The organism is Sphingobacterium sp. BS-2, assembly GCF_046161205.1.
Classification (GTDB): domain Bacteria; phylum Bacteroidota; class Bacteroidia; order Sphingobacteriales; family Sphingobacteriaceae; genus Sphingobacterium; species Sphingobacterium mizutaii.
On sequence record NZ_JBIXGO010000021.1, the window covers coordinates 225,545 to 242,637 of the forward strand.

The 17,093-nt window shown below is 39.7% G+C and carries 14 protein-coding genes; 3 read left to right on the plus strand and 11 right to left on the minus strand.

Going from position 1 to position 17,093, the window contains the following annotated elements:
* Positions 1-7 precede the first annotated feature (7 nt).
* From ureB to ACK2WI_RS17185, 7 genes are all read right to left on the minus strand, one after another.
* Positions 8-379 (minus strand): urease subunit beta, encoded by a 372-nt coding sequence (gene ureB, locus ACK2WI_RS17155; protein WP_093099265.1) that lies wholly within the window; start codon positions 377-379, stop codon positions 8-10.
* An 18-nt stretch (positions 380-397) separates the two neighbouring features.
* Positions 398-703 (minus strand): urease subunit gamma, encoded by a 306-nt coding sequence (gene ureA, locus ACK2WI_RS17160; protein ID WP_093099266.1) that lies wholly within the window; start codon positions 701-703, stop codon positions 398-400.
* Between the two features lie 36 nt (positions 704-739).
* Positions 740-1,936, minus strand: a complete 1,197-nt coding sequence (locus tag ACK2WI_RS17165) for a porin (protein ID WP_409151706.1) — start codon at positions 1,934-1,936, stop codon at positions 740-742.
* 74 nt (positions 1,937-2,010) lie between these two features.
* Complete coding sequence (locus ACK2WI_RS17170; protein ID WP_409151707.1) at positions 2,011-3,393, minus strand: sensor histidine kinase; 1,383 nt, start codon at positions 3,391-3,393, stop codon at positions 2,011-2,013.
* Positions 3,383-4,063, minus strand: coding sequence for a response regulator transcription factor (locus ACK2WI_RS17175; protein WP_409151708.1), 681 nt, complete (start codon positions 4,061-4,063; stop codon positions 3,383-3,385). Before ACK2WI_RS17175 ends, ACK2WI_RS17170 begins: the two co-directional genes overlap by 11 nt.
* A gap of 106 nt (positions 4,064-4,169) precedes the next feature.
* The gene (locus tag ACK2WI_RS17180; RefSeq protein ID WP_409151709.1) at positions 4,170-5,699 is read right to left on the minus strand and encodes a sulfatase; all 1,530 of its coding nucleotides are present in this window, start codon (positions 5,697-5,699) and stop codon (positions 4,170-4,172) included.
* 13 nt (positions 5,700-5,712) lie between these two features.
* Complete coding sequence (locus ACK2WI_RS17185; protein WP_409151710.1) at positions 5,713-7,236, minus strand: sulfatase; 1,524 nt, start codon at positions 7,234-7,236, stop codon at positions 5,713-5,715.
* A 128-nt stretch (positions 7,237-7,364) separates the two neighbouring features.
* Here ACK2WI_RS17185 and ACK2WI_RS17190 point away from each other — a divergent pair, with 128 nt between their 5' ends.
* The 3 genes from ACK2WI_RS17190 to ACK2WI_RS17200 are packed head-to-tail and all read left to right on the plus strand — an operon-like array spanning position 7,365 to position 11,091.
* Positions 7,365-8,750, plus strand: coding sequence for a WG repeat-containing protein (locus tag ACK2WI_RS17190; protein WP_409151711.1), 1,386 nt, complete (start codon positions 7,365-7,367; stop codon positions 8,748-8,750).
* Between the two features lie 2 nt (positions 8,751-8,752).
* Entirely contained in the window at positions 8,753-9,181 is a 429-nt protein-coding gene (locus tag ACK2WI_RS17195) for a hypothetical protein (protein ID WP_093099276.1), read from the plus strand.
* A gap of 41 nt (positions 9,182-9,222) precedes the next feature.
* Positions 9,223-11,091, plus strand: a complete 1,869-nt coding sequence (locus ACK2WI_RS17200; protein WP_409151712.1) for a M1 family metallopeptidase — start codon at positions 9,223-9,225, stop codon at positions 11,089-11,091.
* 216 nt (positions 11,092-11,307) lie between these two features.
* Here ACK2WI_RS17200 and ACK2WI_RS17205 read toward each other — a convergent pair whose 3' ends face one another.
* From ACK2WI_RS17205 to ACK2WI_RS17220, 4 genes are all read right to left on the minus strand, one after another.
* The gene (locus ACK2WI_RS17205; protein WP_409151713.1) at positions 11,308-12,819 is read right to left on the minus strand and encodes a sulfatase-like hydrolase/transferase; all 1,512 of its coding nucleotides are present in this window, start codon (positions 12,817-12,819) and stop codon (positions 11,308-11,310) included.
* A 121-nt stretch (positions 12,820-12,940) separates the two neighbouring features.
* Complete coding sequence (locus ACK2WI_RS17210; RefSeq protein WP_409151714.1) at positions 12,941-15,196, minus strand: GH92 family glycosyl hydrolase; 2,256 nt, start codon at positions 15,194-15,196, stop codon at positions 12,941-12,943.
* Between the two features lie 223 nt (positions 15,197-15,419).
* Positions 15,420-15,974, minus strand: a complete 555-nt coding sequence (locus tag ACK2WI_RS17215; RefSeq protein ID WP_409151715.1) for a GNAT family N-acetyltransferase — start codon at positions 15,972-15,974, stop codon at positions 15,420-15,422.
* Between the two features lie 37 nt (positions 15,975-16,011).
* Positions 16,012-17,082 carry a hypothetical protein gene (locus ACK2WI_RS17220; RefSeq protein WP_409151716.1) on the minus strand — a complete coding sequence of 357 codons (1,071 nt, stop codon included), beginning with the start codon at positions 17,080-17,082 and terminating at the stop codon, positions 16,012-16,014.
* Between the last annotated feature and the right edge of the window lie 11 nt (positions 17,083-17,093).

The window sequence follows — 17,093 nt, forward strand, 5'->3', positions numbered from 1 at the left end:
TTTTATGTTATTTGGAATTCCTGTATTTTAGTTCTTTAATTTTCGCCATGGCTGCCGATTTCACCTTGGCATCTGTCACTTTCCCATTGGTCAGACCATTGAATCCATGGACCTCTTTATTGCCACCAATCTCCACTAGAATGACCTTCTTCTCCTCTCCGGGTTCAAATCGGATTGCAGTACTGGCAGGAATGTTCAATCGCATCCCAAAGGCTTTTTCCCTATCGAAAGACAAAAACTTATTGACTTCAAAAAAATGATAATGTGACCCAATCTGAATAGGTCGATCGCCTTCATTCTTTACAGAGATATCCACGGTTTTGTGCCCGTCATTGGCAATGATCTCTTCCTTTTTTAATATGTATTCTCCTGGAACCATCTTCTTTATTTTTAAAGGTTAACGAATTGGATTATTTACGGTAACTAGTTTTGTCCCATCGGGAAAAGTTACCTCAACCTGAATATCATAGATCATTTCTGGGACACCTTCCATCACTTGGCTTTTTGTCAATAGCTTAGTGCCAAACTCCATTAAATCCGCAACAGATTTCTTTCCTACTCGTGCCTCTTCCACAACTTGTGAACTGATATACGCTATGCTTTCTGGGTAATTTAACTTGACCCCTTTCTGGAGTCTTTTTGCAGCTAGCTCTCCGGCTAGATACAACATCAACTTTTCAGTCTCTCTCGGTGTTAATCGCATATGTTATTTGTATATATTTTTATTTCTTATCCTCATTTACAAAACTGGAATGGTAAAATAAGCCCCTAGGGACAAGCGGTTAAATTGTTGATTCTCTATGTTTACCACATCCTTGAAAGTCACCGTATTCCCCATATAACCCAAGTAAAACCGTAGGTCTTTCGTTAAAAAAGGCTTATGCTGCAAGGCAGCGAAATAGGTATAGTTCGTCCTGAAATCATTCCCTAACTCATCATCCACATTGGAACCTGCTGTTTCTATTCCACCTTTTAATGCGATTTCCCATTTGTCAGCCAAGAATTGGTCAAGCCTTAAAACCGCAGATTTATAAACGATATCTTTAGCAAGGGTTCTTGCCCCACCTGTCCTTGCATAGAAATCATTGATGACGTTGGAGCCAATCAAGGCATGATCCACGGCATAAAATGAATATTGAAGATCTAGATAGATCATTTGACGGTCTGTCTTATATTTATTGGCTAAAGAAACGGCATGGTTGGTATTGTCTTTGGCAAATTGAGATATATTGTAGGACCATTTTGTATTGAACTTTTTATCAGCAAATGCTCCAATCCAGGTAAAATATGCTCCTAATGGCGCCTTTGAGGCTTCTAGATCCGTTGCTGAAAGACTATTGTCTGCCAACAACCTTTCAAAACTGTGGTTACTGGTATTATAGACTTGAAGATTCAAGGAGTGGTTCGGATTCACCTCGTAGCTTAACATCCCGCCAACCACAAATAGATTTAAGATACGGTCTACGTAGTCTGTAAATTTATATTCATAGATGGGATTGTTTTCGAACTCATAACTACCTACGACCGCACTTTGCTTTCCTAGGGTAACCGACCATTTATTGTCTTTACCGAATTTGTATTTCATAAATGCAAAATCCAAAGCCGCCGATCCGTTATCTTGGCTGGTTGGGGCGAAAGAGCGGTTCAGCCTAAACCTAACTTTATAGGATAGCTGATCGTTGTAATCTCCACCTATTAAAATACGGGCCTCATCCAGATTGGCATTCATCTTACTGTCATCATTCCCTAAATTGTTGGCATTTAATCCCGCACGAAGTAGCACACCCAAATTGAACAACTTGGAGGTTTTGGGTTCTTTTTGAACAATACTGTCTTGTTCGGCTAGATTTTTCGATAAGGAATCGGTCAATTCTTCAGCTTGGGAAAGCTGTAAAAATAGAAAGGGCAAAAGGATGATCAGCAGATGTTTTTTCATGTCGAAATTATTCGGTACTGACCAAATATAGTTGCAACATATAAAAACGAAATTAGCCTGAAATTAGAACGAGATTAGAATGTAGGTTTTAGGATTTTTACAGTTACGGATGTTCCCTTATTTTCTTGTGTTTCTAACGCTAATTGAACATCATGTAGAATGAAAATATTGCGTGCTAGCACAAGGCCAAGGCCATTTCCGTAGATCTCACCTACATTGGACGCCCTGAAAAAGGAATAATAGATATTGGCAAGATCTTTCTCGGGAATACCGATTCCTTTATCAATTATTTTAATAATGATATGTTCAGCATCGAATTCCAAGAGAACTTTAACGGGTTCATTATTTCCATATTTTATGGCGTTGGAAAGTATATTGCTGAATGCGATATAAAATAGGTCTGGATTAGCTTTAACCAAAAGATCATCACTGTCTTCGGGGATATTACTGAGGTCAAACTGAACTTTACAATTGCTGTTTAACTCCGTTTCGGTTTTTATCACCTCAAACAATAATTCATCAATACGTACTGGTAGGACATCCTTAATTTTTCTTTGGCTGCCCAAACTGGACATCACCAAAAGATCTTTGATCATAAATTTCATCCGATTGGTATGATGGATGATAGTATCTATGGATTGCTGGGCATCATGGGACAGATCGATTTGCTGTTGGGCTAGCTCGGCCTCCCCACCGATAATGGTTAATGGGGTCCGAAGGGAATGGGAAGCATTGCCGATAAAACTCTTCTGCAATTGGACTGCAATATCCAAGCGGTCCAGCATCGAATTATAGTTCGTATATAATTGATCAATTTCATCGCCTTCGCTACTGAATTTATTTGTGAGTCGATGATCAAGGGTGGCAATATTGACCTTTTCCAGCTCATCATTCAATACCTTCAGTGGGTTGAGTATCCTGTTTGCAAAATAAAAGGCCAAACCTATGATAAACACCAAGGAAATCAAGCCGCCGGTCAGCAATGTTTGGTCAAGGTCCTTTTGTTCTCCATGCCCATAATCATCAATTCCCTCTGAAATGACCAATAAGTTCTCAGCATGTTGCTTATCCTCAAAATACAAGGCTAGATAGGAAACTTTATTATGCAAATAGGTAGCCTTCCCTTCTTCAATGGCGGTTTGATAAAACTCTGAAGGCATGGGTAAATCGGGTCTGATCCGCAATTGGTTGCTCCCTTTGACAATCCTGAGGTAATAATCTTTCCCTTCTGACAATTGTTTCAGGTATTTACGCTTTACCTCAAAGTAGATTTGATTGTTATACTCATCATTTTGGACGATATGCTCCCCAACAATACGGGCATTCTCTTCTAAACGATGGAAAAATTTGGTTTGTAGGCTGTCTCGAGTGAAATAGGATACATAATAAGCAAATAGTACGATCAAACTAATGGCTATTAAGGAGAAGGACAGTATGATCTTTACCTTAATTTTCATTCCGCATCACATAGCCCATACCAATAACGGTATGGATTAATTTGTTTTCATGGATTTTATCGATCTTTTTGCGGAGATAATTGACGTAGACATCAACCACATTAGTGCTCATATTGATATCCATCTCCCAAACTTCCTCCAGGATATCCATCCTAGAAATTACTTTATTCTTGTTGACCATCAGGTATTCCAATAAGCGGAATTCTGTAGCCGTCAGCGTAATAGCTTTTCCGTCACGTGAAACATATTTACTGGACCTATCTAATATCAGGTCATCAATCTGAATAAGGTGATTGTTGGAATTATTACTGTTCGATTTACGCAATTGTCTGTGTATCCTAGCCTTGAGCTCTTCAAGCTGGAAGGGTTTGGTCATATAATCATCTGCATCCCTGTTAAAGGCCTCAACAACATCTTCAGTTTGGTCTAAAGCTGTTAAGACCAAAATAGGCACATCTTTGTCGAAACTGCGGATCTGCCGGCAAACATCCAATCCATTCATCTGAGGTAACATGACATCCAATATGATCAGATCAAATTTCTTTGACCTGGCCATCTTCAGACCTGTCAAACCATCATTTGCAACAGTAATCTGGAAGTCCTCGTATTTCAAGCCCCGTTGAATTAAGGAAATAACTGAACTTTCATCTTCGACTAATAGTAATTCCAATACTTTATATATAAATACGTGATTCGTAATAAATATACAAAAAAATGAAAATTATTTGCCTAAAATCTAAAATCAGCTGGCAAAATAATTAAAAAATTACATTAAGCTAATTTTTAGATAATACGACCTTCGCGTCCTCATCTTCCAATCGATCGATTTCCTGCTTCAATAATTTCTCTAAACGTGCCTGTACTTTCTTATACTTTGCTTGACCATAGACGTTCTTCATCTCACGCGGATCCGCTTTCATATCATATAGCTCCCAAGCATCTACCCTTTTGTAGAAACGGATTAATTTATACCGTCCATCACTTACCCCAAAATGTGGTGAAACTGCATGTTCCCCATTTTCATAATAATGGTAATAGATCTGATCTTGTATATCTTTTTTCTTACCGTTCAACAAGCTCAAGAAAGATCTACCTTGCATATCAGCCGGAACTTTCGTCCCACTTAATTCCAAGAAAGTCGGACCGATATCAACATTGGAAACCATTCCCGTTATTTTGGAACTTGGCTTGATCATGCCAGGCAACTTCATCAACATAGGCGTACGGAAGGATTCTTCATACATAAAGCGCTTGTCAAACCATCCATGCTCCCCCATATAAAATCCTTGATCCGATAAATAAAGAACCAAGGTATTATCTTCTAGGTTGTGCTCCTTTAAATAATCCAATACGCGACCGATATTGCGGTCCATTGACTCGGCAGTGTTTAGATAATCAACCATATAACGGTGATATTTCCACTTCGCCAAAGCTTTTCCGCTCAGGTTTGATTTTTTAAGTTCCTCGTATATTGGTTTATAATAGTCTACGTAAGCTTGGAATTGTTCATCACTCATCCTGCTGAAGTTTCCATCAGCACGCATTTTCTCGATATTTTCAAACATCTTCAGGTCATAGCCCATCTGCATATCTTTATCAATGCTCATTTCTTGCCCCGCAGCAGCTTTTCTACCTGCATAATCATCATAAAAGGTTTCAGGTAAAGGGATTTCCTTTGCATCATTTTTACCAAAGTCCTCGATCGCGGGCATCCAAGTCCTATGGGTATTTTTATGACCGATGATCAAACAAAAGGGCTCTTGTTTATCCTGCTCCTTCAACCAATCTAAGGCTTTATCCGTCACCAAATCCGCAACATAACCTTCTTCTCTTGCCACGACTTCCTTCTCTCCTTCTTTACTGCTGATAAAGTCCGGATTGAAATAATGCCCCTGACCAGTCAGGATACTATAATAATCAAAGCCTTCCAATTTTCTCCCCAAATGGATCTTGCCAATCCAAGCTGTTTGGTAGCCATTATTATGGAGTTCCTTAACAAAGGAGTTCTGTCCATGGTTGAAATTAGAGGTCTCATTATCCTTAAATCCGTTTTTGTTGCTGTATTTTCCAGTCAATAAGCTGGCACGACTAGGTCCACAGATCGAATTGGTAACATAGCCGCGCGTAAAAACCGCACCCTCTTTTGCAATCCGGTCTAAATTTGGCGTATGGCCAATCTTGGAACCATAAGCTCCAATGGTCTGATAGGAATGATCATCCGAAATTATGACAACAATATTGGGTTTACGCTGTGCAAACGATGCCAAGCTGATTAAGCAAAAACAGATTAAAGTTAGTATGCGCATGTATTCTAAAAGTTTAGGAAGCTTCAAATATAAGCATTGCTTCCGAATCATCCTGTTTCTGGATTTCATCTTTTAACTTTTTCATCATTTCTGCTTGTTTCTCAGCATACTTAGGATTATTGTATAGATTCTCCATTTCCCTTGGGTCCTTGCGCATATCATAGAGCTCCCAAGAATTGACTTTATTGTAGAAACGGATTAGTTTATATTGCCCATCACTCACCCCAAAATGCGGTGAAACATTATGGATTCCATCCTCATAGTAATGGTAGTATAATTGTTTCCGATCTCCCTTTTTACCATGCACGATTGCACTAAACGATTCCCCTTGGATTTCATCTGGAATCGGCACACCCGCCAGATCCAACATCGTTGGAGCAATATCCACGGTCATCAGAAGATCATTGACCTTTCTGGACTTTTTTATTTCCTTAGGGAAACGCATCATCATCGGAGTACGGAAGGACTCCTCATACATAAAACGTTTATCGAACCAACCATGTTCACCCATATAGAAACCTTGATCCGACATATAGATCACAATCGTGTTCTCAGTCAATTGATGCTCATCCAGATAGTCCAATACCTTCCCGATATTTCTATCCATTGATTCTGCTGTATTCAGGTAATCGGTCATATAGCGTTGGAATTTCCATTCCGCCAATTTCTTGGGATCCGAAAAATCCTGGCTTGCATAATCAGCTTTTACCTTTGCATAATACTCCCTGTACTTTTCACGGTCGTCCTCATCCATTCTCCTGAAGTTGGATTCCTTCATCCAATCCTCTTCGGTTTTGAATAGCTTAAGGTCATAATCTAATTTGATATCCTTGCTGATCTGCATTTCTTGGATCTTGGCTGCTTCTCTACCTTTGTAATCATCATAGAAATTATCGGGTAAAGGGAATTTCTTATGGTCATTTTTCCCAAAGTCCTGTGGATCTGGATCCCATTCCCTATGTGTAGCTTTGTGTCCTAAGATCAAACAGAATGGCTTTTCTCCATCCAATGAACTCATCCAGTTCAAGGCTTTTTCAGTAACAATATCTGACACATAACCTTTCTCTCGGGTCAATTCCCCCTTTTGATTCTTGAAATCTGGGTTGAAATAATGCCCTTGGTTCAGCAACACATCAAAGTAATCAAAGCCTTCCAAGGTATCGCCTAAATGCTGTTTGCCAATCCATGAGGTGGTATAGCCTGCTTTTCTGAGCTCTTTGACGAAGGAATTCTGGCTATGCTCAAAATGTGACTTTTCATTTTCCCGGTATCCGTTCTTATGGCTGTATTTCCCTGTCAGCAAACTTGCACGGCTGGGCCCACATAAGGAATTGTTCACATAGGCACGGTTGAAAAGCAAGCCTTCCTTAGCTATGCGGTCGATATTGGGCGTATTGCCAATTTTTGAACCATAAGCAGAAATGCTCTGGTAAGAATGGTCATCGGATATGATGATCAGAATATTTGGAGCCTTTTGAGCCAAAAGTGCATTTATTCCAAAAACGAAAAAAAGTAGGTAGGTAGATAATCTAATCATACATTAAATATACAAATTCAAGGTTAAATATTGTTGATTTAAATAAATCCAGAAATACTGTAAAATATTGCCTTCAGTAATTTGCAGAATCAATAAAAATGAGGACTTTTGCGTAATAATTTCATTACATGAAAAAGCTTTTTTCCCTGATTGTATCAACTCTTCTTTTCCAGTTTGCTCTTGCCCAACAAGAGGTTTATAAAATCATTTATACCCTCTCCTTGGATGAGTCTTTCAAGTCCAACATCAAGGAACTGGGACAAGTTGAAAGTGACGAAACGGAATTATTTCTATCGCTCTTGGCTGAAATGGAAGGGAAACCACTGATGGAGGTATGGATCAGTGAGCATCAAAACAAAATCCATAACCTGTACTTTCCACCCACCCTACAACTTAGGGATACAAAAAACAAAACCCTATTTTTTTTAGATTCCTTATCAAAAAGTTTTTCAAAGGAAGTATATGCTCCCGAGAGTGAATTTAATCTGCGAGTAAACTTAGACTCTGAAAAGACGGAAATGATCGCTGGATTTCCCAGCAAATTAGCAACTATAGAATTACAGGATGACTCTAATGCTGAGCAACCTGAATCAGTGGAGGTATGGTATACGGATAAGATACCTGCAATTTTTTGGGGTAAATACCAATATCTGGATAGAATACCGGGGCTAGCCCTGAGAGTAAATGCATTTGGTGCTGCCTTTCAGGTGATGGAAATATCAAAGACCCAGGTACCCGATAATTTCTTTGAAGTCCCTTCAGATTATACGGATGAAGAATTAACGGAAATGGATTTAGGCGATGGAATGACCGCATATTATGATTCAACAAGTTTTTTATTTGGCTTAAAAAATCCAAATGGAGAAATCATTGCCCAACCGAATTATTTGACAATAGCACCATTTAACAATGGAATAGCTGTGGCAGTAGATGAAGGGAATTTTGCGGGTTTGATTGATTCAAAAGGTAAAAACCTGACTGAATTCAAATTTGACAATATTCAGTATGACCCCGTTCTTAATGCTTATCTTTTCTCCTTGGAAGGAATGATGAGTGTGATGGATGCAAAGGGAAATAAACTCTGGAACAATGAATTTGAATATATCACCCCCTTCTCTGCGGATTATACCATTGTAATGACTTCGCTTAAGTTTGGACTTGTAGATCAAAAAGGTAATATTGTATTGCCCTTAGGGGAGAACGTCATCTTAAGTAATGATAACAAATACTATGTCTCAGAAAAGGATGGCCTATACGAAATATATCAAATTGATGGCAATAAACTGATTACTTCAGGAGATTACTATCTGGGATTATCCAATGAGGATGACTTATTCATCATTTCAAAAGATAGTGAAAACTTCGGATTGATAAATTCAAAAGGTGAAACTATTCTTCCTTTGGAATATAGCTATATTAATCCTTTTGAAAATGGAAAGGCTATCGTATTAAAAAATGGTGAATCCGAAGAAAGGGTCATCAATAGCAAAGGAAAATTCATTAGCAACCCCTAAACATGACTTACCAAATCAATACCTTACATAGAGGGAGATTTATCTGGATATTGCTAGGCGGCCTTTTTGTGGTCGGGTATTTATTATCACTTAGTACGCTACAAGAAATCTACAAGATCTTGATCCTATTGTTCTGCATTCCTGCCATCATGTGGGCGGCGGTCCGTTTCAGCAAACAGAACTCCACTTGGCAGATCGATGACCGTAACATTAACATTACCAAGTTCGGCAAAGAGGTTCAAATCCCCATTGCAGAAATCAGCTATCTCAAGAACCATATCCGATCCGGAGGAAACCTTTTAGCCTTTCATAAAAAGGGAAAAATGAGCACGGTACGGATCTGGAGAAACAAGATTTTTGCCAGCAATGATCAATTCGATCAATTAATCCAAGCGATCAAAGACCTAGGAATCGATATCGTCATCGGATAAGCCTGTCATTTTCAAATGTTAAATTTTATATATTTGGCATTATGAATCTAAAAAACACTCTTGGCTTACTAGTCTTGGCTCTTTGCTCACTATCGTCCTTTGCACAACGCAAGGCATATTGGGATCAGAAAGTCGATTATACCATGGATATTGATGTCAATGAAAAGACTTTCCAATACGATGGTAAGATGAACCTGAAATACAGCAACAATTCTGGACAAGAATTGAGCAAAGTCTACTTTCATCTCTATTTCAATGCTTTCCAACCTGGAAGCATGATGGATGAACGGTTGAAAACCATTCCTGATCCGGATGCGAGGATGGTAACCAATATCGGTACTAAAGAAAATCCAGTTCGTCAGAGCCGTATTTCTGTTTTATCCCCAGAACAGATCGGATTTCAGAAAATCAAATCGGTTAAGTACAACGGCACAGATGTTTCTTTCAAGGAAGACGGTACGATCCTAGAAGTGACTTTACCTACGGCGATCAAAGATGGCAGTACCGTAGAGTTTGATTTGACTTGGCAAGCACAGGTTCCTGAACAGATCCGTAGAAGCGGACGTAACTCCAAAGAAGGAGTTGCATTCTCCATGACCCAATGGTATCCTAAAATGGCTCAATTCGATGAGTTCGGATGGCATTTGGATGAATACATTGGTCGTGAGTTTATCGCCCCTTTCGGAAATTTCGATGTCACTATCCATATCAACAAGGATTATGTGATCGGTTCATCTGGAAAATTACAGAACCCATCTGAAGTAAAGGGTTATGTGAAAAATGCAAAGATCAAAACTAAGAACAACAAAGCTTCTTGGCATTATAAAGCAGAGAACATCCATGATTTTGCTTGGGCAGCAGACCCTAAATTCGAAGTGGATTCTGCCAAAACAAAATTGGGAACTACAATCTATACCATTTACCTGCCTGCTGACCAAGAGGTAAAGGACAACTGGAAAACAGCTTTAGGTTTGGCGACTGAATTCTTCGATTTCACCAGTGAGAACTTCGGTGCCTATCCATGGAAAACATACTCGATCGTACAAGGTGGTGATGGCGGTATGGAATATGGAACCGCAACCTTGATCACTGGGGGAAGAAACCTGAAAGGCTTAGTGGGCGTTATCTTCCATGAAGCAGCGCACTCTTGGTACCAACAGTTGTTTGGTGTGAATGAAACTGTAGATGAGTGGATGGACGAAGGTTTCACCAGCTATATTGAGGAACTGGCCTATACGGAACTGTTTGAGAAACCAAAAGCAAGAGCACTTAATCCTATTGGTTCTGCCTACACCTCTTACTATCGTTTGGCTAAATCAGGAAAAGAGGAACCAATGAGTCTATTAGCAGACTATTACAATACCAACTTCGCCTATAGCATCGAAGCCTATAGCAAAGGTGGTGTATTGGCTGAACAAATGGGCTATATCATCGGTAAGCAAAATCTGCAAAAGACTTTCTTGAACTTCTATGATATCTGGAAATTCAAGCACCCTACTCCAAATGATTTCAAAAGGGTAGCTGAAGAAACTTCTGGAATTAATTTGAAATGGTATTTCAACTTATTCATCAATACGACTAGAACTATTGATTATGCTATTGCCAATGTTTCTGATAAGAGCATTGAAATCCAAAATAAATCTAACCTAGCTATGCCTATCGACCTATTGGTAGAATATGAAGATGGAAGCAAGGAACTTTTCTATATCCCATTACGTGAGATGCGCGGTGAAAAACCTGCTGAGCAGTATGATATATACCAAGGTGTAAAGCGTACCGTTCTTACGGATTGGTTCTGGACAAAACCGACTTATTCGGTTCCAGTTTCCAAGAAAGTGAAGAAAGCGTGGATTGACCCTACCCAAAGGCTTGCTGACATCAACTATGATGACAATGCCTACGGTCTATAAATATTAAAAATTTTGCAAGTAAAAAGGCTGTTCCCCAAAATGAAGGAACAGCCTTTTTTTTGATTTCTTAATTCGGTATAGCTGAAATTTTTCTAGGAAATCGGCTTAATCTTATTCGAGACACATTCCGAATTTTCCGAATATGTCTCGAATAAGGGTAATACGAATCTCGGAGCTAGTCCCAAAATTTTTATACGCTTGACAAGCTTTGGATTATCACAGTTGCTTTTCAAGAAGCTGTTTCAATTCTTGAACAGCCTTCGGATTTTGTTTAGCGATATTAACTTTTTCTCCGGGATCCTTGGACAGATCGTAGAGTTGATCTTCAGGATTATTGCCCAGTTCAGTTCCAGTCAGTTCGTTATAGGCTCGGCCCTTACTAGGTTTGATATATTTTAAATTACCTTTTGTAATGGAGAAAGTGCCAGCCGATTGCACTAGATACTCTCTACCTACTTTATCCTTTCCAATCAGTGCATTCCAGATATTTTGGCTATCCAATTCATCTTGATTAGAGAGTGGTTTTTTAAAGAAATTGGCAAAGCTGGAAAGTAGGTCCATTTGACAAACTAAAGCGTCCGAAACCTGTGCTTTCTTGATGCCTTTTGGCCAACTTATGATAAAGGGTACGCGGGTACCGCCTTCAAACGCCGAATATTTCCCACCTCTATAGGGCCCAAAAGGATTATGTCCATTCAATTGGGTGACTGCTCCATCTACATAGCCATCGTCCAATACTGCCCCATTATCACTGCTAAAGATAATGATCGTGTTTTCATAGATTCCCTTATCCTTTAATGCCTGGACAATCTCGCCTACGGTATGGTCCAATTGTAGGATTGCATCGCCTCGGTAACCTAAGCCACTCTTTCCCTTGAACATGGTGGAAGGCATCCTTGGAACATGAGGTTCGGTCGCATGGTAGCTCAAGAAAAAGGGCTTCGCGCCATGCTCACGGATATACTGTACGGTCTTATCCGCAAAGGTCATGGTGACTTCCTCATCCACCCATCTGGCTTGCAGACCGCCAGTCATCCAGCCTATTCGGCCAATACCATTGATAATGGTTTGGTTATGGCCATGGTTGGGACTAGCTTTCATTTTCAAGAGCTCTGGATTTTCTAGTCCAGTTGGTTCATTACCGATCTTCTGTTTATAGCAAACCTCAATTGGATCATTAGGATCGACACCGACTACACGATGTCCTTCCAAGAAAACGGTTGGTACACGGTCTGCCGTCGCCGGGAAGATATAGGAGTAATTGTAGCCTACTTCCAATGGTCCTGGTTTAATGCTTTCATTCCAATTTTTTTCGACTTGGCTACCTAAGCCTAGGTGCCATTTCCCGATGATTGCGGTTTCATATCCTTGTTGCTTAAAAAGCTCCGGCAGCGTCATCTCCCCCTGCTCGATGATCAAAGCAGCATCTCCGGGCAATACGCCTGTTCCGGTCTTTCGGAATGGATATTTACCTGTCATCAGCGAATATCGAGAAGGGGTACAGGTTGCCGCAGAGGAGTGTCCATTGGTAAATCGGATGCCCTGATTAGCAATTGCATCAATATTGGGGGTTTTGATTTTCGTTGCCCCATAGGCGCTCAAATCACCATAGCCTAAGTCATCTGCATAGATCATGACCAAATTCGGTTTCTGTTGTCCGAAACTCAATAAGGGGAGGAATAACAGCAAGAATAAAGCTTGGTAAAGCTTTAAATAAAGGATTTTCATAGAAATGATTGGGTTTAGAATATACCCGAATATACAGATTTTATTGAAATGAGCAGAAAAGGGGGCAAATAAAGAAGGCTGCCCTTGATGGGGCAGCCTTCCAGTTCTTTCTAATTTATTATTAATTACCGGTTCCCCAGTTTCTATTGGCTTTTTCGCCCATTACGAATTCTAGGACTCCGCCATTTAAAATCTCTTTATGGGAGATTTCAGCTTTATTTAAGGGTATGCCGTTCAATTTAGCGGATTGTATATATTTAAACCTGTCAGAAGCGTTTTTAGCAATAACGGTAAAGGTTTTCCCGTTTTCCAATTGGATAACGGCCTTTTCAAAGAATGGCGAACCGATGCTGTACATTCCAGAACCTGGAGTAACCGGATAGAAACCCAGTTGGGAGAACACCACGAAAGAGGAAAGTCCACCTCCATCTTCATCTCCCGGAACGCCCATTAGGTCATTACGGAACCATTGCTTGATCAAGGTCTTGATTCTCTTTTGGGTCTTCCAAGGTTGACCAGCATAATTGTACAAGTAAGGGATATGTAGGGAAGGTTCGTTTGCCATGGAAAACTGTCCCACGTTTCCGGTGTGATCAGGTAATTGTTGGTAGAAGTCAAACTTGGACTTACCTAAAGGCTGTACAAACATTTCATCCAAATAGTGAACGAATTGTTCATTTCCTCCCATCAGATTAATCAAATCCGGGATATTGTGCTGAACATCCCAGCGATAGATCCAAGCATTGTTCTCGCCATAATATTCCCTTGCTCCTTGGCCTCCTGAAAACACATAATCAAATGGTTCCAAGAATTTCCCTTTCTCATCTTTAGGGTGGAAGAATTTAGTTTCTTGGTTGAATAGGTTTCTATAATTGAAAGACTGTCTCATGAATTTATCATAGTCTTCAGTCTTGCCTAAATGCTTAGCCAATTGCGCCAAACACCAAAGGTCGTAGGAAGTACCTAATGTAACGGCCACAGGTTGGCGTCGCTCAAAGCTGTGTACCTCTGGATAAGTTTCTTTTTCACCTGGGTGCAAAGCTGGGATATAGCCTTTTTCAAAGAAAAATTGATCCATCTTACCGGCAGGTTTTCCAGACCAAGGTGCCAAAGTCTTTTCCGTGATCGCTCCTTTTGCGGCTCTGTAAGCTTCTTCTACATTGAAAGAACGCACACCTTTCTCATAAGCATCTAAAAGTGCGGCTACCCCATGGTTGGAGTTCATTCTGCGGCTATCGCCGGTAATCTCTGGGAAAGTAGGTAACCAAAAATTAGGCATCTGTTCAGACATGCGAACGAATGATTGCAGGATATTTCCTTCCTTTTTGGTATCAATCAATACATTTAATGGATGGTGGGCACGGTATGAATCCCAAATCCAGTCATCTGTAAAGAATGGAACTCCCTCGTCTGAATGCACCTTACCATCGAAAGCACTAAAATAACGGCCATCTTCAGAAATATTGACCGGTCTTTCAAAAGTTCTGTACAGCGAAGTGTAGAAGATGTTCTTATCATTTTCATTTTTACCTTCCACCTTCAATTTACCAAGCGCCTTGTTCCAGATTGCTTTTCCATCTGCTTTCACATTTGCCAAATCAAAGTTTTTGATTTCACGGTTCAGGTTAGCTTTCGCTTGGGCAGCATCGATAAAGGAGATACCATAACGCACTTTTAAAGTCTTGGCAGCTGTTGGAAAGGTCAGGACCAAATTCGCCTGATCGCCTGAAGCTTCTGTTGCCTTGCTGATCTGACCATTTTTTAAGCTCCCAACCTCTGTTGGTTTTTGATCAAACTCCGCATAGATATAGACTTTTGTGTTGTTTCCGATATCCTGACTTCCAGAGACACCATTACCATCCCATTTCACATCACCTTTGCGGGAATTGAAGACCAACTGAGGCTGACCTGTTTTTTCAAAGCCCAATTCATAGATTGCTGCCTGATGTGATACCGCAAAGTCAACCTGGATATTGTCTTCATCCAAAAAAACGGAATAGCTATATGGATTGATGATCTCTTGATCGTAACTGTAGTTCAATACAGGTTTTAAATCCCGGGTACCCGAAACGATTGGACTTAAGTTAAAAGCAGAACTTCCACGATGGCTGGTGACGATCAAAGGAAGGCCTTTGATGCGGTCTGAGGTATAATCAGCCCGTTCAGGATAGACACGCAGTAAAGAATTTGGCAGGTGAACGGTTGGATAGGTCGGCACTAACAGATGGGATATATTACCCATATAAGGATTGACATAATCCACCTCTGTCTTCTGGGCCTGGGCTTGGCTTGCAGCGATAAAAATCAATGCCATGGTTGCAAAGCTCTTCCCCTTGCTCCACATTTTTCCTATTCGCGGAATTGTATTTTTGAACATAATGATCTTGTAATGTAATCTGAAAAAAACACCGTTTACTGTTATACCGCCTTTGGCAAAAGCTTTAGATTGATTGGTTTACAACAGGTCCACTATCAAATTTAATAAAAAAATTTACAAAATAGATAGGATGTAAAAAGGTTTTAGCTAATTATTTAGGGAACATAAAACCATAAAAAAACGCCTGTGCAAGTGCATAGGCGTTTCCAGTATTTTTAAATGATTATTTAATCTGCATATGTTCTAAGTGTTTTCCCATCAACCATTTTTCACCGACCACTTGGAAGCCTAGACGTTCATATAATTTTTTGGCTTTCGGATTGTCATCATCGACCAATAAGCCTAATACCGTTTTATTCTTCGTAACATATTCCCCGATCAAGAATTCAATAATCTTGGACCCCAGACCTTTACCCTGTTGATTGGGATTGACTCCGATGCAATCTATATAGAATTCGCCAGGTTGGGTTTCGTCTTCGGGATTGAAATCACGCTGAAATTGGGTTTCTACATATTGTGCAACCGGCTTTCTTAATTCATGTAATTCTGAACCATCATAAACAAGGGCAGTTGCCAAAACTTCTCCTGCCTCTTCGATGACCCAATTATTATTATAGGAGTATTGGTTGCCTTCTTGTCTTACCAATTCTGTCAAAAAATGCAAGGCTTGATCCTTGTCTCTTTGACCAATAAAACGGTAGGCAATCTCTTCCATCGCCAACAATAAATAACTTGCTATTTGTTCCGAATCCTGCTGTAATCCTCTTCTAATATTCATTGTTAAAATGATTTTTTGCCCTAAGATAAAAATTAATCTAAAAATTGACGAGAATGAGCTTGTAGCCTTCATCCGTCCGGAGGAACTCAAATGTTACCCCTACAGTTGGAAATTCAACATATACAGTTAGAGAGAGGACTGGATATTTTGCATCTAATGAATCTCCACATTGATCGAGAAATTTCTGATAGGACTCGCTTTCAAATATGAAATAATTTAAACTGGATTTAATTGTGCTGTATTTTTTTGATCCGTCGATGACAGATTCGAACAGTTGCTTTATCTTATCAACTTGACGGTTCATATATTTAGGGCTATCCTCAAATACCCATTGATTTAGATCGTCATTCCAATAGGCGATACTGTCATAGGAATTGGCGATCAACTTTTCTGCTGTTATTTCTTTGGAAAATAATTTAGGAAAAAGGTTTTCAAACTCTTTTACATAGTCCATAAAGGCATAAGTATTGCCATCTTTTCCATTAAATTTTACCCATGAACTATCTTCAGGCATAGAACCATTGATACTCACTTGGTAAAAATTCAGGTTATCATTGTATGGGAAATCCTCAATAAGGACTTGATTATTCGTATCGATCAACATACTTTTTCCGCCCTCAAAATAGGAATGTTCGTTATCAGGACTATCCCTTTTCCTTTGGGCTCCCTTTAAGGCCGGAATCATTCTATTTTTGACACGTCCTAGACCATTATAGATAGCTGGAATTTGGATATCGCCATCGGAATTAAGCATGCCTACCAGGTCATTTGCTCTATCATAGAACCGAATAAATCCTTCACTTTCGCAATCCGGAACATTGTCGAAATAATAGAGGCTGTCATTGCCAACCTTTCTTCCGGTCTTGGTCAGGAAATAATATTCAGATTCTTCCGGATCGCTCCAGTCTATTACCGAAATGATATTGTCAAAACCTCTTGGAATCACTGAAATGGGTTTTATGGAGGCTGGAATAATCACTTTTCCTTGCCTATCGTGATAACCGACCAAGGTAGAATCAGCATTATAGAATGCCTTTAGATTTCTACTGACTTGCGCAAAAAGGATATTAGGAAGCAGGAAAGCACATAAAATTAATAGTAGTTTCATACAGAAAAGAT